Genomic DNA, 26,726 nt, shown 5'->3' with positions numbered 1-26,726 from the left:
AAGCCACCCGGAGGACACTATGTCGAAGTCGGTTCAACTCATCAAAGATCATGACGTTAAATGGATTGATCTGCGCTTCACGGACACCAAAGGCACGCAGCACCACGTGACCATGCCGGCTCGTGACGCGCTGGAAGACGACTTCTTCGAAGTCGGCAAGATGTTCGACGGTTCCTCCATCGCTGGCTGGAAAGGCATCGAAGCCTCCGACATGATCCTGCTGCCGGACGACGACTCCGCCGTTCTGGACCCGTTCACCGAAGAGCCGACCCTGATCCTGGTCTGCGACATCATCGAACCTTCGACCATGCAAGGCTACGACCGCGACCCGCGCGCCATCGCCCACCGTGCCGAGGAATACCTGAAGACCACCGGTATCGGTGACACCGTCTTCTGCGGTCCAGAGCCTGAGTTCTTCATCTTCGACGAAGTGAAGTTCAAGTCCGACATCTCCGGTTCGATGTTCAAGATCTTCTCCGAGCAAGGCTCGTGGATGTCCGACCAAGACATCGAAGGCGGCAACAAAGGCCACCGTCCAGGCGTCAAAGGCGGCTACTTCCCAGTGCCTCCGTTCGACCACGACCACGAAATCCGTACCTCCATGTGCAACGCACTGGAAGAAATGGGCCAAGTCGTTGAAGTTCACCACCACGAAGTGGCAACTGCCGGCCAGAACGAAATCGGCGTCAAGTTCAACACCCTGGTGAAGAAAGCTGACGAAGTTCAGACCCTGAAATACGTTGTCCACAACGTTGCTGACGCCTACGGCCGCACCGCGACCTTCATGCCGAAGCCGCTGTACGGCGATAACGGTTCGGGTATGCACGTTCACATGTCCATCGCCAAAGATGGCAAGAACACCTTCGCAGGCGAAGGCTATGCCGGCCTGTCGGAAACTGCCCTGTACTTCATCGGCGGTATCATCAAGCACGGTAAGGCCCTGAACGGCTTCACCAACCCGGCGACCAACTCCTACAAGCGTCTGGTACCAGGTTTCGAAGCACCGGTCATGCTGGCCTACTCGGCCCGTAACCGTTCCGCCTCGATCCGTATTCCTTACGTGAACAGCCCGCGTGGCCGCCGTATCGAAGCACGTTTCCCGGACCCGGCTGCCAACCCGTACCTGGCTTTCGCCGCCCTGCTGATGGCTGGCCTGGACGGCATCCAGAACAAGATCCACCCAGGCGACGCCGCCGACAAAAACTTGTACGACCTGCCGCCTGAAGAGGCCAAAGAGATCCCACAAGTGTGCGGCAGCCTGAAAGAAGCCCTGGAAGAGCTGGACAAGGGCCGTGCGTTCCTGACCAAAGGCGGCGTGTTCAGCGACGACTTTATCGATGCCTACATCGCCCTGAAAAGCGAAGAAGAAATCAAGGTCCGCACCTTCGTACACCCACTGGAATACGAGCTGTACTACAGCTGCTGATCCGGTAGCGCTGCTTAACGTGGCGTGACAAAAAAGGCCTCCTTCGGGAGGTCTTTTTTTTTGCCCAACATTTGTAGTCATACGCCAACCACAATGTGGGAGCTGGCTTGCCTGCTCCCACATTTGAACAGAGTGCATTCAGACACTCATTTGCAGGCTTCCTGAACAAGCTTCACAAAACCGCACTATATTGGTGCGACAGGCTGCACCCTTCCCACCTGCCAGCCCATTTTGGTTCGAAACTTCCCGAGCAAGCTGGCAGAACGCCACAGATTCGCGCCCTAAACCCCCATTCCAGGGCATTTACGCTTCTTTTCGGAGCCTTGGTTTGGTTTTTGCATTTTCCTTGTATCAGCGTGTGCCTCAAGCCCGCGCCTTGCTCCAAAAGAGGTCCTGATGACCATCAGCGATGCACTGCACCGTTTGCTACTCGACAACCTGACCACCGCGACCATCCTGCTCAATGACGACCTGCGTCTTGAGTACATGAACCCGGCGGCGGAGATGCTCCTGGCCATCAGCGGCCAGCGCAGCCATGGGCAGTTCATCAGCGAATTGTTCACCGAGTCGGCCGAAGCCTTGAGCTCGTTGCGCCAGGCCGTGGAGCAGGCACACCCGTTTACCAAGCGTGAAGCGATGCTCACCGCCCTCACCGGCCAGACGCTGACCGTCGACTACGCCGTGACCCCGATCCTCAGCAACGGCACGACCCTGCTGTTGCTCGAAGTGCACCCGCGCGACCGCCTGCTGCGCATCACCAAGGAAGAAGCACAGCTGTCCAAGCAGGAGACCAGCAAGATGCTGGTGCGCGGCCTGGCCCATGAGATCAAGAACCCGCTCGGCGGCATCCGTGGCGCCGCGCAACTGCTGGCCCGCGAGCTGCCCGACGAGAACCTCAAGGACTACACCAACGTCATCATCGAGGAAGCCGACCGCCTGCGTAACCTGGTGGACCGCATGCTCGGCTCCAACAAGCTGCCGTCCCTGGCGATGACCAACGTGCACGAAGTGCTGGAGCGTGTGTGCCAGTTGGTCGAGGCCGAAAGCCAGGGCTGCATCACCTTGGTGCGCGACTATGACCCAAGCATTCCCGACGTGTTGATCGACCGCGAGCAGATGATCCAGGCGGTGCTCAATATCGTGCGCAACGCCATGCAGGCCATCAGCAGCCAGAACGAGCTGCGCCTGGGCCGCATCAGCCTGCGCACCCGCGCCCTGCGCCAGTTCACCATTGGCCATGTGCGCCATCGCCTGGTGACCAAGGTCGAGATCATCGACAACGGCCCGGGCATTCCTGCGGAACTTCAGGAAACCATCTTCTTTCCCATGGTCAGCGGCCGCCCGGACGGTACCGGGCTGGGCCTGGCCATTACCCAGAACATCATCAGCCAGCACCAGGGTCTGATCGAATGTGAGAGCCATCCTGGCCACACCACGTTCTCGATCTTTCTGCCACTGGAACAAGGAGCCCCATCGACATGAGCCGTAGTGAAACTGTCTGGATCGTCGATGACGACCGTTCTATCCGCTGGGTCCTCGAGAAAGCCTTGCAACAGGAAGGCATGACCACCCAGAGCTTCGACAGCGCCGACGGCGTGATGAGCCGCCTCGCGCGCCAGCAGCCCGACGTGATCATCTCCGACATCCGCATGCCCGGCGCCAGTGGCCTGGACCTGCTGGCACGCATCCGCGAGCAGCATCCGCGCCTGCCGGTGATCATCATGACCGCGCACTCGGACCTGGACAGCGCTGTCGCGTCCTACCAGGGCGGCGCCTTTGAATACCTGCCCAAGCCGTTCGACGTGGACGAGGCGGTGGCGCTGGTCAAGCGCGCCAACCAGCACGCCCAGGAACAACAAAGCCAGGAAGCCCCACCGGCCCTGACCCGCACCCCGGAAATCATCGGTGAAGCGCCGGCGATGCAGGAAGTGTTTCGCGCCATCGGGCGCTTGAGCCACTCCAACATCACCGTGCTGATCAACGGCGAGTCGGGTACCGGTAAAGAACTGGTCGCCCACGCCCTGCACCGCCACAGCCCCCGGGCAGCGTCGCCGTTCATTGCGTTGAACATGGCGGCGATTCCCAAGGACTTGATGGAGTCCGAACTGTTCGGCCACGAGAAAGGCGCGTTCACCGGCGCGGCCAACCTGCGACGCGGGCGCTTTGAACAGGCCGACGGCGGCACGTTGTTCCTCGATGAAATCGGCGACATGCCGGCCGACACCCAGACTCGCCTGTTGCGCGTGCTGGCGGACGGTGAGTTCTATCGCGTCGGCGGACACACGCCGGTCAAGGTCGACGTGCGCATCATCGCGGCGACCCACCAGAACCTGGAAACCCTGGTACACGCAGGCAAGTTCCGTGAGGACTTGTTCCACCGCCTCAACGTGATCCGCATCCACATCCCGCGCATGTCGGACCGTCGCGAAGACATCCCGACCCTGGCCCGCCACTTCCTCAGCCGCGCCGCCCAGGAGCTGGCCGTCGAGCCGAAGCTGCTGAAAAGCGAGACCGAGGAATACCTGAAGAACCTGCCATGGCCGGGCAACGTGCGCCAACTGGAGAACACCTGCCGCTGGATCACGGTGATGGCGTCCGGCCGCGAAGTGCACATCAGCGACCTGCCGCCCGAGCTGCTGAGCCTGCCGCAGGACTCGGCGCCGGTGACCAACTGGGAGCAGGCGCTGCGCCAATGGGCCGACCAGGCCCTGGCACGCGGCCAGTCGAACCTGCTGGACAGCGCCGTGCCGGCGTTTGAGCGGATCATGATCGAGACTGCATTGAAACACACCGCCGGTCGCCGTCGCGATGCTGCCGTGCTGCTGGGTTGGGGCCGCAATACCTTGACCCGCAAGATCAAGGAGTTGGGGATGAAGGTTGATGGCGGGGATGATGACGAGGGCGATGACGCCTGACATCTCTCTAACCTCCACCGAAAATCCAATGTGGGAGCGGGCTTGCCCGCGATAGCGCCGTGTCAGTCACAGGATATATGACTGATACACCGCTATCGCAGGCAAGCCAGCTCCCACAGTTGTTTTGTGCCGGACCCAATACCGTGCACCGCTTCAAGGCACCATGAACCGGCATTGGGCATAGAACCAACACACGAAACTTCAGCGTCATTGATAAAAACCTGAAAACCAAAAACACCAAAGCCCCGTATCCCGGGGCTTTGCGCTTTCTAAAGAATTTTTTTAGCCCAACCCGACAAGTCTGGCACGCACCCTGCAATAACCCTTATACAACCCAGTTTCGGGGACCTTGGTACAGGCAGGCCGAGAATCCCCTCTTTACACCCGGGGTGCTTGATGCGAACCGCGTCGCGCTCCACACCGCTTTGGGGAACCCTGGTACAGGCAGGCCGGGGATTCCCTCTTTAACACCGAAGCCCGTGCGGCTTCACCCCGTTTTGGGAGCCCTGGTACAGGCAGGCCGGGAACTCCCTCTTTTATTGCTCCTGGAGATGGATCTCCAACCGCCAGCGGCCTTCGGCCTTCTCGCCCTCCCACTCCCCGCGCAACGGCCGAGCCGCCACCAGGTTCAGCAGCAGGCCGCCATCGGTCTTGCGGATGCGCCAGTTCACATCCTTGTCATTGACCTTGAGTTGCCCACTGGCGGCTTTGCCCTGGGCGTCGAACAGCAGCGCCACGGTGCCGTCGATATGCTCGCCGTGCAGCTTGGGTTCGCTGTTGAACCACACCACCACGCCATCCGCCGCCGTATCAAGCTGTTGCAGCTCCACCGGGTCCGCCGTGGTCAGACGACCGATCATCAGGCCCACCATCATGCCGACAATCGCCAAAGAGCCCATGACCCTCGGCATTAGCTTCGGTCTTGGGTCCTCTTCGGGGGTAGAATGCAGCGCATCTTTACCTTCGGAGCCGTGCATGTTTCACGTCATCCTTTTTCAACCAGAAATTCCGCCGAATACCGGCAACGTTATCAGGCTGTGCGCCAACAGTGGCTGCCACCTGCATTTGATCGAGCCTTTGGGTTTCGACATGGACGACAAGCGCCTGCGTCGTGCCGGGCTGGACTATCACGAGTACGCCACGCTCAAGCGCCACGCCGACCTGGCCAGCTGCCTGGAAAGCCTGGGGCACCCACGGTTGTTCGCGTTCACCACCAAGGGCTCGCGGCCGTTTCATGATGCCAGCTTTGCCGAAGGCGACGCCTTCCTGTTTGGCCCCGAGAGTCGCGGTCTGCCGGCCGAGGTGCTGGATGCCCTGCCTGATGGCCATCGCTTGCGATTGCCGATGCGTGAAGGGTGCCGCAGCTTGAACCTATCGAACACCGTCGCCGTTGCCGTCTACGAAGGCTGGCGTCAACTCGGTTTCAAATAACACAAACAAAATGTGGGAGCTGGCTTGTGTGGGAGCCGGGCTTGCCCGCGATGCAGACACCTCGGTGTATCAGTGATACCGAGGTGATGCTATCGCAGGCAAGCCAGCTCCCACACAAGCCAGCTCCCACATTTTTTTACCGCGTCGACTTATTGAACAGTCGACGAACCTTCCTGTTGCATGCGCTGCAGCTCTTGCGCGTACAGGGCATCGAAGTTCACCGGTGCCAGCATCAGCGCTGGGAACGAGCCACGGGTGACCAGGCTGTCCAGGGTCTCACGGGCATACGGGAACAGGATGTTCGGGCAGAACGCGCCAAGGGTGTGGCTCATGGACGCTTCGTCCAGGCCCTGGATCAGGAAGATACCGGCCTGTTGCACTTCAGCGATGAAGGCCACTTCTTCGCCGTTCTTCACGGTCACCGACAGGGTCAGCACGACTTCGTGGAAGTCGCCTTCCAGTGCCTTTTGACGGGTGTTCAGGTCCAGCGCAACGCTTGGGGTCCATTCCTGGCGGAAGATCGCCGGGCTTTTCGGCGCTTCGAACGACAGGTCACGCACGTAGATGCGCTGCAGCGAGAACTGTGGGCCTTGGTCTTGCGCAGCTTCGGTGTTCTGTTGGTCAGTCATCGCAGATCCTTGTGATCTTGGGGTCTTTTAGGGGTTAGGCGAGCAATGCGTCGAGTTTACCGGCGTCTTCCAAGCGATACAGGTCGTCGCAACCACCGATATGTTGGGAACCAATCCAGATCTGCGGCACCGAAGAGCGCCCTGCCTTCTGGGCCATTTCGGTACGCACCTGGGGTTTGCCATCGACCTTGATTTCTTCGAAGGCAACGCCCTTTTTCTCCAGCAAGGCCTTGGCACGCATGCAGTAAGGGCACCAATCGCTGGAATACACGACAACCTGGCTCATATCACTTCACCAGCGGGAGGTTATCGGCTTTCCAGCTGCCGATACCGCCGGACAGTTTGGCGGCGGTGAAACCGGCCTTGAGCATTTCGCGGGCGTGGGTGCCGGCGTGCTGGCCCTGGGCATCGACCAGAATGATGGTCTTGGCCTTGTGTTTTTCCAGCTCGGCCAGGCGCGCGATCAGCTTGTCCTGTGGAATGTTCAGGGCACCGACGATATGCCCGGCGGCAAAATCCTTGGCCGGGCGGATGTCCACGACAACGGCCTCATCCTTGTTGACCAGCGCGGTCAGCTCCGCTGTGCTCAGGCTGCGGCCACCACGGCTCATCTCGTGAGCGATCAGCAGCGCCAGCAGGATGACGAAGGCACCCACGAGCAGATAGTGGGCAGTGGCAAATGCAATCAGGTGATCAACCATCAAGGAGGTTCCAGGGCGTTAAAATGGCGGTAAGTATACACAGCCGTCAGGGGCGGCCAACCCCCGTAAAGCGGTGACGCGGTCGGAACTTCGCTTTAAACTGCCACTCCCTTTTCAATCGCCTTCCTTTATTACCGCCACGAGAGGATCTATGACTACTACGCCTAAACCTTTGGTCCTGATAATTCTCGATGGCTTCGGACACAGTGAAAGCCACCACGACAACGCGGTATACGCGGCCAAGAAGCCCGTACTCGACCGCCTGACCGCGACGATGCCCAACGGTTTGATCTCCGGCTCCGGCATGGACGTGGGCCTGCCGGACGGCCAGATGGGCAACTCGGAAGTCGGCCACATGAATCTCGGCGCCGGACGAGTGGTCTATCAAGACTTCACCCGCGTGACCAAAGCGATCCGCGATGGCGAGTTCTTTGAGAACCCGACCATCTGCGCCGCCGTCGATAAAGCCGTGGCTGCCGGCAAGGCCGTGCACTTCATGGGCCTGTTGTCCGATGGCGGCGTACACAGCCACCAGGACCATCTGGTCGCCATGGCCGAACTGGCCTTCAAGCGCGGTGCCGACAAGATCTACCTGCACGCCTTCCTCGACGGCCGCGACACCCCGCCGAAAAGCGCGCAATCGTCCATCGAACTGCTGGACGCCACCTTCGCCGCGCTGGGCAAAGGCCGCATCGCCAGCCTGGTGGGCCGTTATTTCGCCATGGACCGCGACAACCGCTGGGACCGCGTGTCCCAGGCCTACAACCTGATCGTCGACGGCCAGGCCGAATTCAACGCCGCCACCGCCCAGGAAGGCCTGGAAGCCGCCTATGCCCGTGGCGAGAGCGATGAATTCGTCAAGGCCACCACCATCGGCGAGCCGGTGAAAGTGGAAGACGGCGACGCCGTGATCTTCATGAACTTCCGCGCCGACCGCGCCCGCGAGTTGAGCCGGGTGTTTGTCGAAGACGGTTTCAGCGAGTTCGAACGCGCGCGCCAGCCGAAAGTCCATTACGTCGGCCTGACTCAATACGCCGCCAGCATTCCGGCCCCTGCCGCATTCGCGCCGGGCAGCCTGGAAAACGTGCTCGGCGACTACCTGGCGAAAAACGGCAAGACCCAGCTGCGCATCGCCGAAACCGAAAAATACGCCCACGTGACCTTCTTCTTCTCCGGAGGTCGGGAAGAACCGTTCCCGGGCGAAGAGCGCATCCTGATCCCGTCGCCAAAAGTCGCCACCTACGACCTGCAACCGGAAATGAGCGCGCCGGAAGTCACCGACAAGATCGTCGATGCCATCGAACACCAGCGTTATGACGTGATCGTGGTCAACTACGCCAACGGCGACATGGTCGGCCACAGCGGCAACCTCGCCGCCGCGACCAAGGCCGTGGAGTGCCTGGACGAGTGCGTCGGCCGCATCGCCGAGGCGCTGGAAAAGGTCGGCGGCGAAGCGCTGATCACCGCTGACCACGGCAACTGCGAGCAGATGTCGGATGAATCCACCGGCCAGGCCCACACCGCCCACACCACCGAGCCAGTGCCGTTCATCTACGTCGGCAAGCGTGATCTGAAAGTACGTGAAGGTGGCGTGCTGGCCGATGTGGCACCGACCATGCTGAAGCTGATGGGGCTGGAGAAGCCGGTGGAGATGACCGGTACTTCGATCCTGGTCTAAATCTCGGATACACCACAAAACAGTGTGGGAGCGGGCTTGCTGTGGCGAGCAAGCTTGCTTGCGCTGGGGTGCGAAGCGCCCCCTAAAAAGCCGGCTCCAGCTTCGCTGTCGAACGGGAGCAAGCTCCCTCGCCACAGCAAGCCCGCTCCCACATTTGTTTTGCACAGCTTTCGGAGATGTCTTTTAGCCATACCCCCGCCACTCAGCACCTATCTTGCCCCCCAGCCCGAATTGGGCGTTTTTTTTGCAGCAGTTGGCGGGCATACTAGGCCGTCCCTTTCCCTGGTGTCGCCCGCCTCTATGCTTCGCGCCTTGATTTCCCTTGCCCTTGTCTGCCTGCTCCAACCGGCGTTTGCCGATGAGCGCGCACAAACCCAACAACAGTTGGACGCTACGCGTCAGGACATTACCGAGCTGAAAAAGCTGCTCGGCAAGCTCCAGGAAGAAAAATCCGGGGTGCAGAAAGACCTGCGCGGTACGGAAACCGAGATGGGTAAGCTGGAGAAGCAGGTCCAGGAGCTGCAAAAAGAATTAAAGAAGAGCGAGTCGGAACTGGAGCGACTCGACGCTGAGAAAAAAAAACTCCAGAGCGCACGCGTTGAACAGCAACGCCTGATCGCGATCCAGGCCCGCGCCGCTTATCAGAGTGGTCGCCAGGAATACCTCAAGCTGCTGTTGAACCAGCAGAACCCGGAAAAATTCGCGCGCACCCTCACTTATTACGATTACCTGAGCCAGGCGCGTCTTGCGCAACTGAAGGGTTTCAACGAAACCCTGCGCCAGCTGGCCAATGTCGAGCAGGAAATTGCCGACCAGCAATCACAGCTGCTCGACCAGAAAACCGCCCTCGACACCCAGCGCGATCAGCTGGAACAGGTGCGCAAGGAACGCCAGCAGGCCCTGGCCAAGCTCAATGACGACGTGAAGGCCCGCGACGCCAAGCTCCAGGCCCGCGAGCAGGACCAGGCCGACCTGGGCAAAGTCCTCAAGACCATCGAAGAAACCCTGGCCCGCCAGGCACGTGAGGCCGAAGAAGCGCGCCAGAAAGCGCTGATCGCCCAGCAGGAGGCCGAAAAAAAGCGCCAGCGTGAGGCCGAGCTGGCCGCCACCACGGACGCCCCGGCGCCCCGTAAACCGGCGCATGCAGCCCCTGGCCCGCTGGTTTCCAGCGCCGGCGAGAACTTCGGCGGCCCTTTTGCTTCGGCCCGCGGCAAACTTCCATGGCCAGTTGATGGTCGATTACTGGCACGCTTTGGTGAAACCCGTGGCGATGACACCCGCGCCAAGTGGGACGGGGTGATGATCAGCGCCTCTTCCGGCAGCCAGGTCCACGCCGTCCACGGTGGCCGTGTGGTGTTTGCCGATTGGCTGCGGGGCGCCGGTTTGTTGGTGATTTTGGACCACGGTAATGGCTATTTGAGCCTTTATGGCCACAATCAGACTTTACTCAAGTCGGCAGGTGATGTTGTAAAAGCCGGTGAATCCATCTCCACTGTCGGTAACAGTGGTGGCCAGGACACCCCGGCGCTGTACTTCGCTATTCGTCAGCAGGGTCGCCCGAGCGATCCTGCACAATGGTGCCGTTCCCAAGGATAGGGCCGCATCTACATTAGGAGTTCGTTCGACATGCTGCATTTGTCCCGCCTCACTTCGCTGGCCCTGACCATCGCCCTGGTGATCGGCGCGCCGCTGGCTTTCGCCGCACCGGCTGCACCGGCTGCACCCGTAGCGACCACCAAGGCGCCGTTGCCGCTGGATGAGCTGCGCACCTTTGCCGAGGTCATGGACCGGATCAAAGCGGCTTATGTCGACCCCGTAGATGACAAGACCCTGCTGGAGAATGCCATCAAAGGCATGCTCAGCAACCTTGACCCGCATTCCGCCTACCTCGGCCCGGAAGATTTCGCCGAGCTGCAGGAAAGCACCAGCGGTGAGTTCGGCGGCCTGGGCATTGAAGTCGGCTCCGAAGACGGCAACGTCAAGGTGGTCTCGCCCATCGACGACACCCCGGCGTCCAAGGCCGGCATCCAGGCCGGCGACTTTATCGTCAAGATCAACGGCCAGCCGACCCGTGGCCAGACCATGACCGAAGCCGTGGACAAGATGCGCGGCAAGATCGGCCAGAAAATCACCCTGACCCTGGTGCGCGATGGCGGTACGCCGTTCGACGTGACGCTGACCCGCGCGACCATCACGGTCAAGAGCGTGAAGAGCCAGCTGCTGGAATCGGGCTACGGCTACATCCGCATCACCCAGTTCCAGGTCAAGACCGGCGACGAAGTGGCCAAGGCCCTGGCCAAGCTGCGCAAGGACAACGGCAAGAAGCTCAACGGCATCGTGCTCGACCTGCGCAACAACCCGGGCGGCGTGTTGCAGGCGGCGGTGGAAGTGGTCGATCACTTCATCACCAAGGGCCTGATCGTGTACACCAAGGGCCGTATCGCCAACTCCGAGCTGCGCTTCTCGGCCACCGGCAACGACCTCAGCGAAAACGTGCCATTGGCCGTGCTGATCAACGGCGGCAGCGCCTCGGCTTCGGAAATCGTCGCCGGTGCCCTGCAAGACCAGAAGCGCGGCGTGCTGATGGGCACCACCAGCTTCGGCAAAGGCTCGGTGCAAACCGTGTTGCCGCTGAACAACGACCGCGCCTTGAAGATCACCACCGCGCTGTACTACACGCCGAACGGCCGCTCGATCCAGGCCCAGGGCATCGTGCCGGACATTGAAGTGCGCAAGGCCAAGATCACCAACGAGGCCGACAGCGAGTACTACAAAGAGGCGGACCTGCAAGGTCACCTGGGCAATGGCAACGGCGGTGCCGACCAGCCAACCGGCAGCGCCGCCAAAGCCAAGCCGATGCCGCAGGACGATGACTACCAACTGGCCCAGGCGCTCAGCCTGCTCAAGGGCTTGAGCATCACCCGCAGCCGTTGATATGCGTTTTGCCCTGATCATCGCTGTGCTGTGCAGCCTGGCCGGAGTCGCTCACGCGGCCCCGGCCAGCGAATCGCACAAAGCCTACCTGACCCTCATCATCGACGACCTCGGGCAAAACCTGCCTCGGGATCGTCGTGTGCTGGCCCTGCCTGGGCCGGTGACCACGGCGATCATGCCCGACACGCCCCACGCCGCCGAATTCGCCCGCGAGGCGCACAAGGCCGGCAAGATCGTGATCCTGCACATGCCCATGGACCCGGCTACCGGCCCGTTCGCCTGGCACCCCGAGCTGCCCATCGAAGAACTCGGCAAGCGCCTGGACGCCGCGTTCAAGGCCGTGCCCTACACCGCCGGGATCAACAACCACATGGGCAGCCGCATGACTGCACAGCCGCAAGCGATGGCGTGGTTGATGGCCGAACTGCAACGGCGCAACAAGTTCTTTGTCGACAGCCGCACCAGCGCGCAAACCGTCGCTGCCGCCGAAGCACAGAAGATCGGCCTGGCCAGCGTCTCGCGGGACGTGTTCCTGGACGACGAACGTACCGAAGCCGCGATCACCACACAGCTGCAAACGGCGATCAAACTAGCCCACAAGCAGGGCTCGGCGGTGATGATCGGCCACCCGTATCCACAGACCCTCGCCGTTCTGGAGCGCGAGCTACCCAAGCTCAAGGCCCAGGGCGTCGATTGGATCGATATCAAGCTGATGATCAGCGTGCGCAGCAACCAGGCGATGGCCGGGCACGGCAAGGACGGCACCTACCGGCCCGCTGCTAGATAAGTACCGCCCCCCTCCTCTTTACGTCCTGAATAGTGGGTCCTTCGGCTATTGATGCAAAAGGAACTCAACCCTATGGACTCTCTGACCTTCAAGGATTTGCTGATCAACTTCACCAGCGACTTCACTCCGCTGTGGAATGATCGAGGCTCCGGCGCCCAATTGTCTGTCAGCTACTGGCGACCGATCCCTACCGAACACTTTCATGGTTTTCACATTCTGGGGGACTTCGCCAGCAGCGATTACAACAGCATCGTGAGAAACCGGATTGTGGCGATAGTGAGTGACGCCAATGGGCCTGACGGCACCGCCCTGCGAACTCCCGTGGACTATCAGCGCCTCTGGAACGATTCGGGCACCGGCGCCGATACACACGGCGCCATCTGGAAACCAATCGCACCAGAGGGCTACGTGGCGCTCGGCATGTTATGCACCCTCGGTTATGACAAACCGTTATTGAGCACCATGCGATGCATCAGGGCAGACTTGGTGATCGCTTCCTACATCGGCGACATGATCTGGAACGATCGGGGCAGCGGAGGCGACAACGACTTTAGTGCCTGGTCCGTTCAACCGCCCAAAGCGGCCTCCGGGGAGTTGTACTTCTCCTCCGGCACCTTCATCGGTGTGCCCAGCTACGAAAAACCAGACATCCACCTCAACGCACACGCGCTGCGCATTCAGATGCCACTGGAAGCCTTCACGCCTTCCCCGGTGCCGGCACTTGCCAACTTCAACAAACCACCCAGTGTCGAACCCAGCAGCGTGACCTATATCACGCGCCTGCCATGGTTCATTGTGAAAGACCCGAACCTGCAAAACCACGAGCAGCTAAGGCTTTCACCCGAATACCGCCTGGAGCGGTCTGACCGCTTTATCCTCGTCGGGTTTGGCCACAACACCAGTTCGGTGACACAGGCCTTCGACTGGACGGCCACTCACGGCGAAAGTGGCGGACACTCCCATACGCTCTCTGCCACTACCGCCGTCGAAGTGGGTTTCGAGTGGCAATTCAGCGTATTCAAGAACTCAATAAAGTTCTCCGCCAAGTTCAGCAACAGCGTCACCCATACCAAGACATCATCCATTGGCTGGAGCACGACCACGTCCCTGAAAGTGACCGCCGTAGTGCCCAGCCAAAAAGCCGTGGCGGTGTATTTGATCCAGAGCGATTACCGCCTGCTGCGCCGAGATAACGGGCAAATATCCACGAGTATCAGCTATACCGACGGCAATAGCGTGTATTGGAGCGAGTACCCGCCAACGCCAGAACCGGAAGTGACCGTCAGTTGCACACCCGTTGCACAATCGCCGAGTACTGTTTGACTCCCTGGAATGACGACCTTCTCTAACGGCGAGCCATACCTGACCGCCCCGCCGTTAGATAAGTACCGCTCTCCCCCTCCCCCCGTCCTGAATAGTGGGCCTTTCGTTTCACTCTTACAGGACGTCCCATGAACATCACCCACTTCGCACTTTCCGGGGTGCTCCTCGGCAGCCTGTCGGGCGCGCTCATTGCCGCCCCCCGGGACTTCGGTGAAGGCCAGCTCAACACCAGCCCTTCACGCATGCTCTCCAACGCTCGCCATGAGCACGAGCACTGGAACGGCGTCGGCCGCATCCGCAACGAAGCCCAGACCCTGTGCACCGCCACCCTGCTCGATACCCGCGACGAAAACGGAAAATCCGCCGCGGCCTATGTGCTCACCAGCAGCCATTGCCTGCATCGCCTCAATGGCCCCGTACAGAAGGATCTGCCGATCAAGGGCAGCGTCAGTTTCAACTACTTCGACGACACCCTTGAATCGATCAAGACCTACTCGCTGAAAACCTTGAAATGGGGCAGCAGCCAAGGCATGGACTTGGCCATCGTCGAGTTGCAGACCTCATTGGCGAGTTTGATTAAAGATGGCATTACCCCACTCAAGCTCGCCGAGGAAGTGCCCGCCGACGGGAATGACATCCTCGCCCTGATCGTCCCGGAATGGGACACCTTGCACCTCTCCGCCTGCGCCCAACAAAGCTCCCGGGAGCTGGTGGAGCAACCTTTTGTCTGGCGAGTCACCATGAAAAACCAATGCCAGGGCATCACACGGGGCAGTTTTGGCGGGCCCTTGCTTGACCGCGCCAGCAACGCCGTTTTCGGCATTCTGAGCACCAGCACCCACGGCCAGCCTGAGGAACGAAAATGCCAGCGCGACGCGCCGTGCGAAATCAGCGACGGGCAACCTTCCTGGCACGCCGAGACCAACTACGGCAGCCCGGTCACCTTCCTGAGCCGATGCTTTGCCGCCGGCGTATTACGGCCCGACAGTGAACACTGCGATCTCTTCCCGACCACCACTATCACGTTTGACAGCCCCGAGCCGATCCAGCAGTACTTCATCAAAAAGTCCGGCAGCAAAGGCAAAGACATCGTGCCGCGCTGGAATCTGAAGTTCGCCATCAACACGCCGTTCTATCGCTACAAGGCGACCCGGCGTGCCATCGAATGTGAAAACCCAACGCACTACAGCGCGCCCATCAAAGCTGAAAACGCTCATATCAACGATACCATCGGCCCCCAGACCGGCATGCAGATGCTGTGTATCGTCGGTGTGAATTCCGCCGAGCAACAAGTGACCAACGGCATGATGCGCAATGCCCAAACCCTTGCCGTTGAACTCGCCGAGCCCGGCCCGGCGCGCACTCCGAACCTGACGATCAACCTCGACAAGCATGGGTTGCGGGCCTACACCGTGATCTGGAACCTGGCCCCGCCGTTCATGCAGCGCTACACGTACAAGTATGGTCCTGCTGCCACGACCGACTGCCTGCGGCCTGCCGACTACCTGCCAATTCCCGCCCCGCCCGTGGCGCACGAAGACGACGACGAACCGGTAGCGCTGGTGTATCCACTCAATGATTTTCCCGGCATGCCGGTCCAGGCCTTTGCTCAACTGATCACCGTCAGGGCCACGCCGATCAAGATTTGCACCTACGCGTTCGACCAGGCCGACCAGCCATCGACCTTACGGGTCGATCTACTGAAACCCCGTTGAACGCCGCCTAAATAGCTACCGCTCGGCCGAACTTGAATTGATCGATAGTGAGTTTTCCAACCCACTGGAGAGTTCACCGATGAAACCATTGCAATACAAAGACCTGCTCATCAGCTTTACCTGCGAGTTCCTGCCGCTGTGGAACGACAAGGGCTCGGGCGCCCACCGAACCATTGGCCTGTGGCGGCCCAGCGCCGCGTCCGATGCACTGGGCCAGTTCTTCCCGCTGGGCGACATCGCTACCGGCAGCTATCGCAACATCAACCAACGCAAGGTCGTCGCGGTGGTCAGCGACGCCAATAAGGTTGGCGGCACTGCACTGCGCTCCCCGGATGACTATGAGTTGGTCTGGAAAGATGCCGGCTCGGGCGCACGCGCCGACTTTTCCATCTGGCGGCCGCTGGCACCTGAAGGCTATGTAGCGATGGGCATGGTGTGCGGCGTGGGCTATGAAAAACCTTCACGCAATGCCATCCGTTGCGTGCGCCTCGACCTGACGGCAAGCGCCCAGCCCGGCGACCTGATCTGGAGCGACAAAGGCAGCGGCGCACCGGGAGACTTCAGCGCCTGGTCGATCACCCCACCAGATGCCGCACCGGGAGAAATCCACCTGGCGCCCGGCACCTTCATCGGCAACGGCCGTTACACCAAACCGACCCAACCCAGCTACACACTGCGTCTGGCGCTGACCGCACAGCTGCACGACCTCCTGGCACCGCCCACTCTCACTGGCTACGAACACCCAATCGAAGAAACAACCACCCCCACACCGCAAGTGTGCGAACTGCCGTGGTTCAGCGTGAAAGACCCGGAACTGAGTACCATCGAGCAACTGCAAACCTCACCGGCCTACCGCCTCGAACGCAGCGACCGCCATCTGTTCGTCGGCTTCGGCCACAACACCGGCACCACCAGCCAACCGTTCATGTGGACAGCAACCAAGGGTGAAACGGGGGAACATTCCAGGGCCTTGGCCTCCACCGCCTGCGTCGACCTGTGCAACGAATGGCCGCCCAGGTATCGCCAGTTTGAATTGAGTTTCTCGGCAAACCTGGAAAAGGAGTTCACCCACACCCAACGCTCGGCCAAGGGCTGGAGCAATGCCTCGCCGCTGGAGATCATCACCTACATTCCGGCGCAGAAGGCCGTCACGGCGTACCTGATCCAAAGTGAATATCGCTTGCTGCGCCAAGACGGCAGCCAGGTCTCGGCCACCGTCAGCTATACGAACGGTGATCACGTCTATATGAGTGAATATCCCAACGCCGAGGCCGCAAGCCGCGAGGAACCGCCGACGGAAACCGTGTCAGAGGTAACCGGCCATGATCCGGTCGACGACACCCTCACCCCGTAACTGATCAAGCGCCGCCTGCAGCTTGGCGACCGTTTCATCCGGCACCTGCTTGTTGAGCGCCAGGTAAAGCTGGGCACTGTTGAAGCGCAGTACGGTCTTCAACCCCGTCACCCCCACCTGGCGCGCCAGGTATCGTCCGGCCGGGTCACCCGTGGCCCACAGGTCGATCTGGCCATCGAGCAGCTTCTGCGCGTTGTCCTGGTCACGCAGCACCACCACCGGGTTGAGGCCCTGCTTTTCCAGGGTCTCGGCAATGGCATCGCCCTTGTAGGCGCCGATCTTGTAGCGTCGTGCGTGCTCAAGGTCGGTCAACTGGATCTTGCTGTCAGCCTTGGCCAGTAGCACCCAATCGTCCGGGCCGATGGGGCCGACCCATTTGAACAGGGCTTCGCGGTCCGGCAGGCGCGCCATCACGAATACGCCATAGCCGGGTTTTTCCAGGGCGAGTTTGTAGATTCGCTCCCAAGGAAACCGCAGGGTGAGGTTGTAGGAAATGCCGGCACGCTTGAAGGTCTCGCGCACGATGTCCACGGCGATGCCTTCGATGTTGTCTTCCTTGGCGAAATTCTTGCCGTTTTTCGCCATGTTGTAGGGCGGGAAGTTTTCCGTCAGCAGCACCAGGGCGGTGCCGGACGGTTCCTCGGCGTGGGCCGAGCCCGTCAACAGGATGGACGTACTGGCGAGAGCGAGCAGCAGCTGTTTGAACATGAAGGGATACCGGATTCCATGGCAAGCGCAGAGAGTGCCGCGCACTTGCCATGGTGTCCAGCAGCGTTTAACGAACGACGATACCGCGCGCCGCCATGTAGGCTTTTGCCTCGGGGACGGTGTATTCGCCAAAGTGGAAAATACTCGCCGCCAGCACCGCGCTGGCGTGACCTTCGATCACGCCGTCGGCCAAATGCTGCAGGTTGCCGACGCCGCCAGAAGCGATCACCGGAATCCCCAGCGCGTCGCTGATGGCACGGGTGACGCCGAGGTCGAAGCCGTTTTTCATGCCGTCCTGGTCCATGCTGGTCAGCAGGATTTCACCGGCGCCCAGGCCTTCCATCTTCATCGCCCACTCCACCGCGTCGAGGCCGGTAGGCTTGCGACCGCCATGGGTGAAGATTTCCCAGCGCGGGGTTTCACCCGGGCCGGAGACTTTCTTGGCGTCGATGGCCACCACGATGCATTGCGAGCCGAAGTGCTGCGCGGCTTCGCCGACAAACTCCGGGTTGAACACGGCGGCGGTGTTGATCGACACCTTGTCCGCGCCGGAGTTGAGCAGGTTGCGGATGTCTTGCACGGTACGCACGCCACCGCCCACGGTCAGCGGGATAAACACCTGGCTGGCCATGCGCTCGACGGTGTGCAACGTGGTGTCGCGGCCGTCGACGCTGGCGGTGATGTCGAGAAAGGTAATCTCGTCGGCACCTTGCTCATCGTAGCGACGGGCGATTTCCACCGGGTCGCCGGCGTCGCGGATGTTCTCGAACTTGACGCCCTTGACCACGCGACCGTTGTCGACGTCCAGGCAAGGGATGATGCGTTTGGCTAAAGCCATAGACTTAATCTCCGATTAAGAAGCTTTAAGCTACAAGCTGCAAGTTAGAGCAGATCGGCTGTAACTTGCCGCTTGAAGCTTACGGCTTGGAGCTGCTCGCGTAGGCGTCGCAGTAAGCCTGGGCTTCGGCGACGTCCAGGGTGCCTTCGTAGATCGCGCGGCCGGTGATGGCGCCGATGATGCCGGGAGCCTTGGCGTCCAGCAGCGACTTGATGTCACCCAGGTTGTGGATACCGCCGGAAGCGATCACCGGGATCTTGGTTGCAGCGGCCAGCGCGGCGGTGAACGGCACGTTGCAGCCCTGCATCATGCCGTCTTTGGCGATGTCGGTATAAACGATGGCGGACACGCCGTCGGCTTCGAACTGCTTGGCCAGGTCGATCACCTGCACGGTGCTGATTTCAGCCCAACCGTCGGTGGCGACGAAGCCGTCCTTGGCGTCCAGGCCGACGATCACTTTGCCCGGGAACGCGCGGCAGGCTTCAGCAACGAAGGCCGGATCTTTCACAGCCTTGGTGCCGATGATCACGTAGCTCACGCCAGCCTTGACGTAGTGCTCGATGGTTTCCAGGGAACGGATACCGCCACCGATCTGGATCGGCAGGTGCGGGTAGCGCTTGGCGATAGCGGTGACCACTTCGCCGTTGACCGGCTGGCCTTCGAAGGCGCCGTTCAAGTCCACCAGATGCAGGCGACGGCAGCCCCCTTCCACCCATTTGGCGGCCATGCTCACCGGGTCATCGGAGAACACGGTGGAGTCTTCCATGCGGCCTTGGCGCAGACGTACGCAGGCGCCGTCCTTGAGATCGATAGCGGGGATAATCAGCATCTGGCAAACCTTATTCGATATTCAGCAATGCTTGGGAAATCAGGGTTTCTCAAGCGACCACAGGTCGCTTTCGATGCTTTCGAACCTTTCTTTAAGGAGCGTCTGCGCATCGAAAATCGCCCGGTTGTAATAGTGCGGCGCCACTTCGGTGGTGAACAGTTCGAGGATCTCGGCGACCTCGAACGAGCCAAGCTTGAGCTCGAAGCGATCTTCCATGAACCGCTTGATCTTGAGGGTAGCCTCACTCTCCTGTTCGGGCGTGAGGTTCAAGAGCGGCAACTTCGGCTTCTTGGCCATTTACCAGCGCCCGTTCCAGGCGGCGAAGTTCTGCAGCAATTGCAGGCCATGGGTATGGCTCTTCTCCGGGTGGAACTGCACGGCAAAGCGCGAACCTTCGGCCAGCGCGGCGGCGAAATCGACACCGTAGTGCCCGCCGCCCACCACCTGGGCCGGGTTGCCGGCGGCGATGTAGTAGCTGTGCACGAAGTAGAAGCGCGCCAGGTCCGGGATGTCATGCCACAGTGGGTGATCCACCGTCTGGCTGACTTCGTTCCAGCCCATGTGCGGGACTTTCAGGTGGGCGCCGTCTTCGTGCAAGTCCTTGCCGAAGAACTTCACCTGGCCAGGAAACAGGCCGATGCAGTCCACGCCGTCGTTCTCTTCACTGCGGTCGAGCAAGGCTTGCATGCCCACGCAGATGCCGAGGAACGGACGGTCCTGGCTGACTTCACGCACCAGGCTGTCAAAGCCCAGGCGGCGGATCTCGGCCATGCAATCGCGAATCGCGCCAACGCCGGGGAATACCACCCGGTCGGCTTCGCGAATCACGTCTGCATCGCTGGTAATCAGCACCTTGCCGGCACCTACGTGTTCGAGGGCCTTGGCCACCGAGTGCAGGTTACCCATGCCGTAATCGATAACCGCGACCGTCTGCATTACAGGACGCCCTTGGTCGAGGGCATTTGCCCGGCCATACGGTCATCCAGCTCCACGGCCATGCGCAGGGCGCGGCCGAAAGCCTTGAACACGGTTTCGATCTGGTGGTGGGTGTTGGTGCCACGCAGGTTGTCGATGTGCAGGCTGACCAGGGCGTGGTTGACGAAACCCTGGAAAAATTCCTGGAACAGGTCGACGTCAAAGCCGCCCACGGTGGCGCGGGTGTACGGCACGTGCATCTGCAGGCCTGGGCGGCCGGAGAAGTCGATGACCACACGCGACAGCGCTTCGTCCAGCGGGACATAGGCGTGGCCGTAGCGACGGATGCCTTTTTTGTCGCCGATGGCCTTGGCAAACGCCTGGCCGAGGGTGATACCGACATCCTCCACAGTGTGGTGGTCGTCGATATGCAGGTCACCCTTGCTGACGATATCCAGGTCGATCAGCCCGTGACGGGCGATCTGGTCCAGCATGTGCTCAAGAAAAGGTACACCGATATCAAATCGGGCCTTTCCGGTGCCATCCAGGTTGATCGAGGCTTTGATCTGGGTTTCCAGAGTGTCGCGCTCGACGGACGCCTTACGTTCGGCCATCACCAGCTCCGCAAAATCATTGGGCGAAAAAGGCAGCCATTATAGGGGCGCGGGCGCTAAACAGAAACATCGGAGGGGATAAGACTGATGGAGTGTCGGGGATAGACATGTGCATACAAGCAGGTGCTCCAGGATGGGGCACCTGCCTGCATTCAACTTAGTGGAACAGTACCGCCGTCTTCTGCAGGGTCACCCACACACCCCACGCCAACGGAATACCCACCACCAGCCAGGCGGCAATCGCCAATGGCACAGTACCTGGCGCGGCTTTCCACTCCAGGGAAGTGCTGGCGTCGGCGCCTTTGTCATGACCCAGCGCTTGCTCAGCGGCCAGTTCGGCGTCGGTCATGAAGTACTTGTCGGCCACCGGACGCACCAGCAGGTTGCAGATGAAACCCAGCACCAGCAGACCGGCGAGGATGTACAGGGTGATGTCATACGCCGCAGCGCGTTCAACGCCGATGCTCAGCTGATACTCACGCAGGTAGTTCACCAACACCGGGCCCAATACGCCCGCCGCTGCCCAAGCGGTCAGCAGGCGACCGTGGATCGCACCGACCATCTGCGTACCGAACAGGTCGGCCAGGTACGCCGGAACCGTCGCAAAACCACCGCCGTACATCGACAGGATGATGCAGAACGCCGCCACAAACAGCGACACGTTGCCCAGGTGACCGAGGTTCGGGATCAGCGCGTACAGGGCAAAACCCAGGGCGAAGAACACGAAGTAGGTGTTTTTACGGCCAAGGTAGTCGGAGAACGACGCCCAGAAGAACCGGCCACCGATGTTGAAAAGGCTCAACAGACCGGTGAAGCCCGCCGCGATCGCCGCGATAGAGGCCAGTTGACCGGCATCCAGTTGGCCAAACGGCACGTCCACGCCCAGCAGCTTGCCGCCGAACACTTCCTGCAGCAGTGGCGAAGCCATGCCGAGGATGCCGATACCGGCGGACACGTTCAGGCACAGCACCAGCCAGACCAGGCGGAATTGCGGGGTTTTCCAGGCCACGTTCACGTGCACGTGACGGTGGGTAATCATCGCGTTGCTGGCTTTTTTCGCCGGTGCGGTCCAGCCCTCAGGCTTCCAGCCGGTCGGCGGAACGCGGTAGGACAAGGCGCCGCCGATCATGAACACGAAGTAGATCGCGGCCATCACCAGGAAGCTCTGCCATACGCCCACGCTGTCTGGCGTGGCGAAGTGGCCCATGAGTGCCGCTGCCAGCGGGGCGCCAACCATCGCGCCGCCGCCGAAGCCCATGATTGCCATGCCGGTGGCCATGCCGCGCTTGTCCGGGAACCACTTGATCAGGGTCGAGACGGGCGAGATGTAACCCAGGCCCAGGCCGATACCGCCAATGACCCCGGAGCCGATCCACATCAGCCAGATCTGGTGGGTGTAGATCCCCAACGCCGAGATCAACAGGCCGCCACACCAGCACAGCGCCGATACAACACCAGCCTTGCGTGGCCCGGCATGTTCCAGCCAGCCGCCCCAGATCGCTGCAGAGCAGCCCAGGAAGATGAAGAACAGGGTGTAGATCCAGCCCAGCATGGAGATGGGCCAGTCGCATTGGGACGAGAAGACTTGCGCGATAAAGCTCATGTCTGGCGCGCAGGCCAGCGGCTTGGTGACGCCCAGCGCTTTCGACAACGGCAGCCAGAACACCGAAAAACCGTAGGCCATGCCGATGCACAGGTGAATGGCCAAGGCGGCCGGCGGAACCAGCCAGCGGTTGAAGCCGGGCTTGGCGATGATGCGCTCCTTGGACAGGAACGCAGGCTGTGCGGCAGTTGAAGCTGCCGCAGTGCTAGTGCTCATTGGTGTTTCCCCCAGTTATTAGTATGTGTTCGTCAGGCGCTCTCTCCCTCGGCCTTGCACGCAGAGCGTTGGCCGTTGTTGTTGAGTAAAGCTCCATTTGAGCGCGACGCTATGTCGCAGAAGGCAGACGAACCGGCGAAGATTAGCACCTGTGGATGACAGAAAAACCAAACTGACATCACCTTTTTCCGGATATCTGTTTTGTTTGACGCCAAAATCCCGTTTTGCTGGGCCTGGATACAATGTAACGATGAGGGAACTGACGTACGGTTACGGGCGTTATACTCTTCGGCTAATTTTTGAAATCGACATACAAGGACTCGCCCATGAAAGCGTTCGGCAAAATCCTGGGTCTGGTACTTCTCGGGCTGTTGCTGATCATTGTGGCGCTGGGCTTTGCCCTGACCCACCTCTTCGATCCCAACGACTATAAAGACGAGATTCGCCAGATTGCCCGCGACAAGGCCCACATCGAGCTGACGCTCAATGGCGACATCGGCTGGAGCCTGTTCCCCTGGCTCGGCCTTGAATTGCACGAAGCCAGCGTGGCCACCCTGACCACCCCGACGCAACCGTTCGCCGACCTGCAAATGCTCGGCCTGTCGGTACGCGTGCTGCCGCTGCTGCGCCGCGAAGTGCAGATGAGCGACGTGCGCGTCGAAGGCCTGAACCTGCGCCTCAACCGCGACAAGCAGGGCCACGGTAACTGGGAAGATATCGGCAAGAACGCACCGGTCGCGTCCACCGCAACCACCGCGCCAGCCGCCACGCCGGCCGAGCCCGCTGCCGAGCCCAAGCCGGAGAAGCCGCCACAGCCGATCCGCCTGGACATCGACAGCCTGACCATCAACAACGCCCGCGTCGAATACAACGACGAGCAGACCGGCAAGCAATTCAGCGCCGAGAGCATCCAGCTAAGCTCCGGCGCGATCCACGACGGTGCAAGCATCCCCGTGAAGCTCACCGCCTTCTTCGGCAGCAACCAGCCGGTGATGCGCGTCAAGACCGAGCTCAACGGCAACCTGCGCATCCAGCGCGCGCTCAAGCGCTACCAGTTCGAAGACATGCGCCTGAGCGGCGAAGCTACCGGCGAGCCGCTGCAAGGCAAGACCGTGACCTTCTCTACACAAGGGCAGTTGCTGGTGGATTTGGCGGCGAACGTCGCCGAATGGACCAACTTGAAGCTGTCAGCCAACCAATTGCGCGCTCTGGGCGAACTGAAGGTCAACGACCTCGACAAGACCCCGCAACTGAACGGCGCCCTTTCCATCGCCCAGTTTGACCTGGCCAAGTTCCTCGACAGCGTGGGCCAGCCGTTGCCGCCGATGGCCGAGGGCAGCCTGAGCAAGGTCGAGCTGGTCAGCCGCCTCAGCGGCACGCCGACCCGCGTGGCCTTGGACGACCTGAACCTGAAGGTCGACGGCAGCACCTTCACCGGCCGCATCGCCGTGGATGACTTCGCCAAGCAATCCCTGCGCGTGCAACTCAAGGGCGACACCTTCAACGCCGACAATTACTTGCCGGCCAAGTCCGAAGCCGCCAAAGGCGCCTCCGCCGCACGCCAGGCCGAAGTGCAGAACAGCGAAGCCGGGGCCATGGCCGCCGGCGGCACCACGCCGCTGCCGGACGCGCCCACCAAGGGCGCCTGGAGCACCGACAAGCTGCTGCCACTGACGCGCCTGCGCACATTGGACGTGGATGCCGACCTGGCCTTCGGGCAACTGACACTGAGCAAGCTGCCGATCCAGAATGCCGTGCTCAAGGCCATCGGCATTGACGGCCAACTCAAGCTCAACACCTTGAGCGGCGGCCTCTACAACGGCACCTTCCAGGCCAACGGCAGCCTCGACGTGCGCCAGGATATCCCGCTGCTGGCGCTGCAAAGCCAGATCAAGCAAGTGCCGGTCGAACGCATCCTGCAAGCCCAGGGGCAAACGCCACCGGTGAAGGGCCAGATCACCCTCGACAGCAACCTCAGCGGCCGCGGCAACAGCCAGAAAGCCCTGATCGACAGCCTCAACGGCACCGCCAGCTTTGTGATCAACAACGGCATGCTGCTCAACGCCAACCTTGAGCAACAGCTCTGCACCGGCATCGCCCTGCTCAACCGCAAGACCTTGAGCAGCACGCCACAAGGCAAGGACACGCCGTTCCAGGAACTGCGCGGCAACCTGACCTTCCGTAACGGCGTGGCCAGCAACCCGGACCTGAAAGTGCGTATCCCGGGCCTGACGGTCAACGGCAACGGTGACATCGACCTGCGCGTGCTGGGCATGGACTACCGCGTGGGCATCCTCGTCGAAGGCGACCAACGCGCCGTGCCAGACCCGGCCTGCCAGGTGGGCAGCAACTTCCAGGGCATCGAAGTGCCGCTGCGCTGCCGTGGCCCGCTGGAACTGGGCGCCAAGGCCTGCCGCCTGGACAAGGACGGCCTCGGCCAGGTCGCTATCAAGGCGGCTGGCAACAAGCTCAGCGACAAACTTGAAGAGAAGCTCGACAAGGTCAACCCGCAGCTCAAAGACGCGCTTAAAGGCCTGTTCAAACGATGAGAAACGAGCAGTTTTCAACGGCGGTGCTGGACTGGTACGACCGCCACGGTCGCCATGACCTGCCCTGGCAACAGGGCATCACGCCTTACCGGGTGTGGGTCTCGGAGATCATGTTGCAACAGACCCAGGTGAGCACTGTGCTCAATTACTTCGACCGTTTCATGGCCTCGCTGCCGACAGTCGAAGCCCTGGCCGCCGCACCGGAAGACGAAGTGCTGCACTTGTGGACCGGCCTGGGTTACTACACCCGCGCACGCAACCTGCAAAAGACCGCGAAGATTGTCGTGGCCGACTACGGCGGCGAGTTCCCCCGGGACGTGGAAAAACTCACCGAGCTGCCAGGCATCGGCCTGTCCACCGCTGGTGCAATCGCGAGCCTGAGCATGGGCCTGCGCGCGCCGATCCTCGACGGTAACGTCAAACGCGTGCTGGCGCGCTTTACCGCGCAAGAGGGCTACCCTGGCGAGCCCAAGGTGGCCAAACAGCTGTGGGCCACCGCAGAGCGCTTCACGCCCCATGATCGGGTCAACGCCTACACCCAGGCGATGATGGACATGGGCGCCACCCTCTGCACCCGCAGCAAACCCAGCTGCCTGCTGTGCCCGCTGGAAAAAGGCTGCGAAGCCCACATGCTCGGCCTGGAGACGCGCTACCCGATCCCCAAGCCGCGCAAGACCATCCCGCAGAAACGCACGCTGATGCCGATGCTGGCGAATGCCGACGGCGCGATCCTGCTTTACCGCCGCCCATCGACAGGGCTATGGGGTGGACTGTGGAGCTTGCCGGAGCTGGACGACCTGCAAGACCTCGAACACCTCGCCCACCAGCACGCGCTGGAACTGGGCAAGCCACAGGCCCTGCCGGGGCTGATCCACACCTTCAGCCACTTCCAGCTGGCCATCGAGCCCTGGCTGGTGCAGGTCGAGGAATCCGCCCATCACGTGGCCGAGGCCGACTGGCTCTGGTATAACCTCGCCACCCCGCCGCGCCTGGGCCTTGCCGCCCCGGTGAAAAAACTGCTGAAGCGCGCGGCCGACGTTTTGAATGCAGGAGTGTCGTCATGACCCGCACCGTAATGTGCCGCAAGTACAAAGAAGAACTGCCAGGCCTGGAACGTCCTCCGTATCCGGGCGCCAAGGGCCAGGACATTTTCGAGCACGTGTCTGCCAACGCCTGGGGCGACTGGCTGAAACACCAGACCCTGCTGATCAACGAAAAGCGTCTGAACATGATGAACGCCGAAGACCGTAAATACCTGGCGGGCGAAATGGACAAGTTCTTTTCCGGCGAGGATTACGCCAAGGCCGACGGCTACGTGCCGCCTGCTCAATAATTGATCAAAAACCGGGGTCGGCACGTAAGCGACGGTAATAATTAAATATTTTTTGAAAACTTGCTTGACGACCCCCTGAAAAACCCGTTTAATGCGCCCCGTTGCCCAGATAGCTCAGTCGGTAGAGCAGGGGATTGAAAATCCCCGTGTCGGCGGTTCGATTCCGTCTCTGGGCACCACTAATTCGTTTTAGGTGGTGCGAACATCATCTGAAACACACAAGAAACC

At 61.1% G+C, this 26,726-nt stretch carries 25 protein-coding genes and 1 tRNA gene; 15 read left to right on the top strand and 11 right to left on the bottom strand.

All coding sequences use genetic code 11. The features are described 5' to 3' along the window. Nucleotides 1-19: 19 nt before the first annotated feature. The 3 genes from glnA to ntrC all read left to right on the top strand — a co-directional run bounded on the left by glnA (nt 20) and on the right by ntrC (nt 4,341). Nucleotides 20-1,426: a glutamate--ammonia ligase gene (gene glnA, locus ACU688_RS22880; protein ID WP_124525404.1), complete on the top strand. Its 1,407-nt coding sequence runs from the start codon at nt 20-22 to the stop codon at nt 1,424-1,426. Nucleotides 1,427-1,822: 396 nt separating this feature from the next. Next, a complete protein-coding gene (gene glnL / locus ACU688_RS22875; RefSeq protein WP_017734850.1) occupies nt 1,823-2,908 on the top strand; it encodes a nitrogen regulation protein NR(II) in 1,086 nt (361 codons plus the stop codon). Further along, nucleotides 2,905-4,341 (top strand): nitrogen regulation protein NR(I), encoded by a 1,437-nt coding sequence (gene ntrC / locus ACU688_RS22870; protein ID WP_017734849.1) that lies wholly within the window; start codon nt 2,905-2,907, stop codon nt 4,339-4,341. Before glnL ends, ntrC begins: the two co-directional genes overlap by 4 nt. 536 nt (nt 4,342-4,877) lie before the next feature. Here the strand turns inward: ntrC and ACU688_RS22865 are convergent. Then, on the bottom strand, nt 4,878-5,318 hold the full coding sequence (locus ACU688_RS22865; RefSeq protein WP_448186474.1) for a hypothetical protein: 441 nt from the start codon (nt 5,316-5,318) through the stop codon (nt 4,878-4,880). Between ACU688_RS22865 and ACU688_RS22860 the strand changes: the two genes are divergently transcribed. Continuing rightward, nucleotides 5,317-5,772: a tRNA (cytidine(34)-2'-O)-methyltransferase gene (locus ACU688_RS22860; protein WP_003171120.1), complete on the top strand. Its 456-nt coding sequence runs from the start codon at nt 5,317-5,319 to the stop codon at nt 5,770-5,772. The two genes, ACU688_RS22865 and ACU688_RS22860, sit on opposite strands and share 2 nt — an antisense overlap. 149 nt (nt 5,773-5,921) lie before the next feature. Here ACU688_RS22860 and secB read toward each other — a convergent pair whose 3' ends face one another. From secB to ACU688_RS22845, 3 genes are read right to left on the bottom strand one after another with little or no spacing between them, the layout of a single operon-like run. Further along, nucleotides 5,922-6,401 (bottom strand): protein-export chaperone SecB, encoded by a 480-nt coding sequence (gene secB / locus ACU688_RS22855; protein WP_003171119.1) that lies wholly within the window; start codon nt 6,399-6,401, stop codon nt 5,922-5,924. 34 nt (nt 6,402-6,435) lie between these two features. Beyond that, a complete protein-coding gene (grxC, locus tag ACU688_RS22850; RefSeq protein ID WP_448186473.1) occupies nt 6,436-6,687 on the bottom strand; it encodes a glutaredoxin 3 in 252 nt (83 codons plus the stop codon). 1 nt (nt 6,688) lies between these two features. Beyond that, nucleotides 6,689-7,102, bottom strand: a complete 414-nt coding sequence (locus tag ACU688_RS22845) for a rhodanese-like domain-containing protein (protein ID WP_017734846.1) — start codon at nt 7,100-7,102, stop codon at nt 6,689-6,691. Between the two features lie 151 nt (nt 7,103-7,253). Here ACU688_RS22845 and gpmI point away from each other — a divergent pair, with 151 nt between their 5' ends. From gpmI to ACU688_RS22810, 7 genes are all read left to right on the top strand, one after another. Further along, nucleotides 7,254-8,780 (top strand): 2,3-bisphosphoglycerate-independent phosphoglycerate mutase, encoded by a 1,527-nt coding sequence (gene gpmI, locus ACU688_RS22840; RefSeq protein WP_448186472.1) that lies wholly within the window; start codon nt 7,254-7,256, stop codon nt 8,778-8,780. A gap of 300 nt (nt 8,781-9,080) precedes the next feature. Next, entirely contained in the window at nt 9,081-10,376 is a 1,296-nt protein-coding gene (locus tag ACU688_RS22835; protein WP_448186471.1) for a murein hydrolase activator EnvC family protein, read from the top strand. 30 nt (nt 10,377-10,406) lie between these two features. Continuing rightward, nucleotides 10,407-11,714 carry a S41 family peptidase gene (locus tag ACU688_RS22830; RefSeq protein WP_448186470.1) on the top strand — a complete coding sequence of 436 codons (1,308 nt, stop codon included), beginning with the start codon at nt 10,407-10,409 and terminating at the stop codon, nt 11,712-11,714. Nucleotide 11,715: 1 nt separating this feature from the next. Then, complete coding sequence (locus ACU688_RS22825; RefSeq protein ID WP_448186469.1) at nt 11,716-12,501, top strand: divergent polysaccharide deacetylase family protein; 786 nt, start codon at nt 11,716-11,718, stop codon at nt 12,499-12,501. A gap of 72 nt (nt 12,502-12,573) precedes the next feature. After that, on the top strand, nt 12,574-13,824 hold the full coding sequence (locus ACU688_RS22820) for a Vps62-related protein (protein ID WP_448186468.1): 1,251 nt from the start codon (nt 12,574-12,576) through the stop codon (nt 13,822-13,824). Between the two features lie 128 nt (nt 13,825-13,952). After that, nucleotides 13,953-15,539 carry a serine protease gene (locus ACU688_RS22815; RefSeq protein ID WP_448186467.1) on the top strand — a complete coding sequence of 529 codons (1,587 nt, stop codon included), beginning with the start codon at nt 13,953-13,955 and terminating at the stop codon, nt 15,537-15,539. A 79-nt stretch (nt 15,540-15,618) separates the two neighbouring features. After that, nucleotides 15,619-16,893, top strand: coding sequence for a Vps62-related protein (locus ACU688_RS22810; RefSeq protein ID WP_448186466.1), 1,275 nt, complete (start codon nt 15,619-15,621; stop codon nt 16,891-16,893). On the opposite strand, the gene ACU688_RS22805 is transcribed toward ACU688_RS22810, so the two are convergent. From ACU688_RS22805 to ACU688_RS22775, 7 genes are all read right to left on the bottom strand, one after another. Beyond that, nucleotides 16,846-17,601, bottom strand: a complete 756-nt coding sequence (locus ACU688_RS22805; protein ID WP_448186465.1) for a substrate-binding periplasmic protein — start codon at nt 17,599-17,601, stop codon at nt 16,846-16,848. The genes ACU688_RS22810 and ACU688_RS22805 overlap by 48 nt on opposite strands. A 67-nt stretch (nt 17,602-17,668) precedes the next feature. Further along, the gene (gene hisF / locus ACU688_RS22800) at nt 17,669-18,439 is read right to left on the bottom strand and encodes an imidazole glycerol phosphate synthase subunit HisF (RefSeq protein WP_448186464.1); all 771 of its coding nucleotides are present in this window, start codon (nt 18,437-18,439) and stop codon (nt 17,669-17,671) included. A gap of 79 nt (nt 18,440-18,518) precedes the next feature. After that, nucleotides 18,519-19,268 carry a 1-(5-phosphoribosyl)-5-[(5-phosphoribosylamino)methylideneamino]imidazole-4-carboxamide isomerase gene (gene hisA, locus ACU688_RS22795; protein ID WP_448186463.1) on the bottom strand — a complete coding sequence of 250 codons (750 nt, stop codon included), beginning with the start codon at nt 19,266-19,268 and terminating at the stop codon, nt 18,519-18,521. 39 nt (nt 19,269-19,307) lie between these two features. Next, on the bottom strand, nt 19,308-19,565 hold the full coding sequence (locus tag ACU688_RS22790) for a DUF2164 domain-containing protein (protein WP_133076491.1): 258 nt from the start codon (nt 19,563-19,565) through the stop codon (nt 19,308-19,310). After that, the gene (hisH, locus tag ACU688_RS22785; RefSeq protein ID WP_305432235.1) at nt 19,566-20,204 is read right to left on the bottom strand and encodes an imidazole glycerol phosphate synthase subunit HisH; all 639 of its coding nucleotides are present in this window, start codon (nt 20,202-20,204) and stop codon (nt 19,566-19,568) included. Beyond that, complete coding sequence (hisB, locus tag ACU688_RS22780) at nt 20,204-20,797, bottom strand: imidazoleglycerol-phosphate dehydratase HisB (RefSeq protein ID WP_003218037.1); 594 nt, start codon at nt 20,795-20,797, stop codon at nt 20,204-20,206. The genes hisH and hisB overlap by 1 nt, the downstream gene beginning before the upstream one ends. A 157-nt stretch (nt 20,798-20,954) precedes the next feature. Then, the gene (locus ACU688_RS22775) at nt 20,955-22,616 is read right to left on the bottom strand and encodes an OFA family MFS transporter (protein WP_257781098.1); all 1,662 of its coding nucleotides are present in this window, start codon (nt 22,614-22,616) and stop codon (nt 20,955-20,957) included. A 326-nt stretch (nt 22,617-22,942) separates the two neighbouring features. Here ACU688_RS22775 and ACU688_RS22770 point away from each other — a divergent pair, with 326 nt between their 5' ends. The 4 genes from ACU688_RS22770 (at nt 22,943) to ACU688_RS22755 (ending at nt 26,677) form a co-directional block, all read left to right on the top strand. Further along, complete coding sequence (locus tag ACU688_RS22770; protein ID WP_448186462.1) at nt 22,943-25,165, top strand: AsmA family protein; 2,223 nt, start codon at nt 22,943-22,945, stop codon at nt 25,163-25,165. Further along, on the top strand, nt 25,162-26,229 hold the full coding sequence (mutY, locus tag ACU688_RS22765) for an A/G-specific adenine glycosylase (RefSeq protein ID WP_448186461.1): 1,068 nt from the start codon (nt 25,162-25,164) through the stop codon (nt 26,227-26,229). The genes ACU688_RS22770 and mutY overlap by 4 nt, the downstream gene beginning before the upstream one ends. Next, nucleotides 26,226-26,498: an oxidative damage protection protein gene (locus tag ACU688_RS22760; RefSeq protein ID WP_017738350.1), complete on the top strand. Its 273-nt coding sequence runs from the start codon at nt 26,226-26,228 to the stop codon at nt 26,496-26,498. Before mutY ends, ACU688_RS22760 begins: the two co-directional genes overlap by 4 nt. Nucleotides 26,499-26,601: 103 nt before the next feature. After that, nucleotides 26,602-26,677, top strand: a tRNA-Phe gene (locus ACU688_RS22755). Nucleotides 26,678-26,726 lie beyond the last annotated feature (49 nt).

The sequence above is a fragment of the Pseudomonas acericola (SeqCode) genome (assembly GCF_053456465.1).
Note: the sequence above shows the minus strand (reverse complement) of the source record. Positions and strands in the feature narration are given on the sequence as shown.

Coding starts and splice junctions, on each gene's coding strand:
- glnA (WP_124525404.1), top strand. CDS start 20: ATGTCGAAGTCGGTTCAACTCATCAAAGATCATGACGTTAAATGGATT.
- hisA (WP_448186463.1), bottom strand. CDS start 19,268: ATGCTGATTATCCCCGCTATCGATCTCAAGGACGGCGCCTGCGTACGT.
- ACU688_RS22865 (WP_448186474.1), bottom strand. CDS start 5,318: ATGCACGGCTCCGAAGGTAAAGATGCGCTGCATTCTACCCCCGAAGAG.
- ACU688_RS22810 (WP_448186466.1), top strand. CDS start 15,619: ATGAAACCATTGCAATACAAAGACCTGCTCATCAGCTTTACCTGCGAG.
- ACU688_RS22805 (WP_448186465.1), bottom strand. CDS start 17,601: ATGTTCAAACAGCTGCTGCTCGCTCTCGCCAGTACGTCCATCCTGTTG.
- mutY (WP_448186461.1), top strand. CDS start 25,162: ATGAGAAACGAGCAGTTTTCAACGGCGGTGCTGGACTGGTACGACCGC.
- gpmI (WP_448186472.1), top strand. CDS start 7,254: ATGACTACTACGCCTAAACCTTTGGTCCTGATAATTCTCGATGGCTTC.
- ACU688_RS22835 (WP_448186471.1), top strand. CDS start 9,081: ATGCTTCGCGCCTTGATTTCCCTTGCCCTTGTCTGCCTGCTCCAACCG.
- ACU688_RS22770 (WP_448186462.1), top strand. CDS start 22,943: ATGAAAGCGTTCGGCAAAATCCTGGGTCTGGTACTTCTCGGGCTGTTG.
- hisF (WP_448186464.1), bottom strand. CDS start 18,439: ATGGCTTTAGCCAAACGCATCATCCCTTGCCTGGACGTCGACAACGGT.
- ACU688_RS22830 (WP_448186470.1), top strand. CDS start 10,407: ATGCTGCATTTGTCCCGCCTCACTTCGCTGGCCCTGACCATCGCCCTG.
- ACU688_RS22845 (WP_017734846.1), bottom strand. CDS start 7,102: ATGGTTGATCACCTGATTGCATTTGCCACTGCCCACTATCTGCTCGTG.
- glnL (WP_017734850.1), top strand. CDS start 1,823: ATGACCATCAGCGATGCACTGCACCGTTTGCTACTCGACAACCTGACC.
- hisB (WP_003218037.1), bottom strand. CDS start 20,797: ATGGCCGAACGTAAGGCGTCCGTCGAGCGCGACACTCTGGAAACCCAG.
- ACU688_RS22775 (WP_257781098.1), bottom strand. CDS start 22,616: ATGAGCACTAGCACTGCGGCAGCTTCAACTGCCGCACAGCCTGCGTTC.
- ntrC (WP_017734849.1), top strand. CDS start 2,905: ATGAGCCGTAGTGAAACTGTCTGGATCGTCGATGACGACCGTTCTATC.
- ACU688_RS22860 (WP_003171120.1), top strand. CDS start 5,317: ATGTTTCACGTCATCCTTTTTCAACCAGAAATTCCGCCGAATACCGGC.
- secB (WP_003171119.1), bottom strand. CDS start 6,401: ATGACTGACCAACAGAACACCGAAGCTGCGCAAGACCAAGGCCCACAG.
- ACU688_RS22820 (WP_448186468.1), top strand. CDS start 12,574: ATGGACTCTCTGACCTTCAAGGATTTGCTGATCAACTTCACCAGCGAC.
- grxC (WP_448186473.1), bottom strand. CDS start 6,687: ATGAGCCAGGTTGTCGTGTATTCCAGCGATTGGTGCCCTTACTGCATG.
- hisH (WP_305432235.1), bottom strand. CDS start 20,204: ATGCAGACGGTCGCGGTTATCGATTACGGCATGGGTAACCTGCACTCG.
- ACU688_RS22790 (WP_133076491.1), bottom strand. CDS start 19,565: ATGGCCAAGAAGCCGAAGTTGCCGCTCTTGAACCTCACGCCCGAACAG.
- ACU688_RS22760 (WP_017738350.1), top strand. CDS start 26,226: ATGACCCGCACCGTAATGTGCCGCAAGTACAAAGAAGAACTGCCAGGC.
- ACU688_RS22825 (WP_448186469.1), top strand. CDS start 11,716: ATGCGTTTTGCCCTGATCATCGCTGTGCTGTGCAGCCTGGCCGGAGTC.
- ACU688_RS22815 (WP_448186467.1), top strand. CDS start 13,953: ATGAACATCACCCACTTCGCACTTTCCGGGGTGCTCCTCGGCAGCCTG.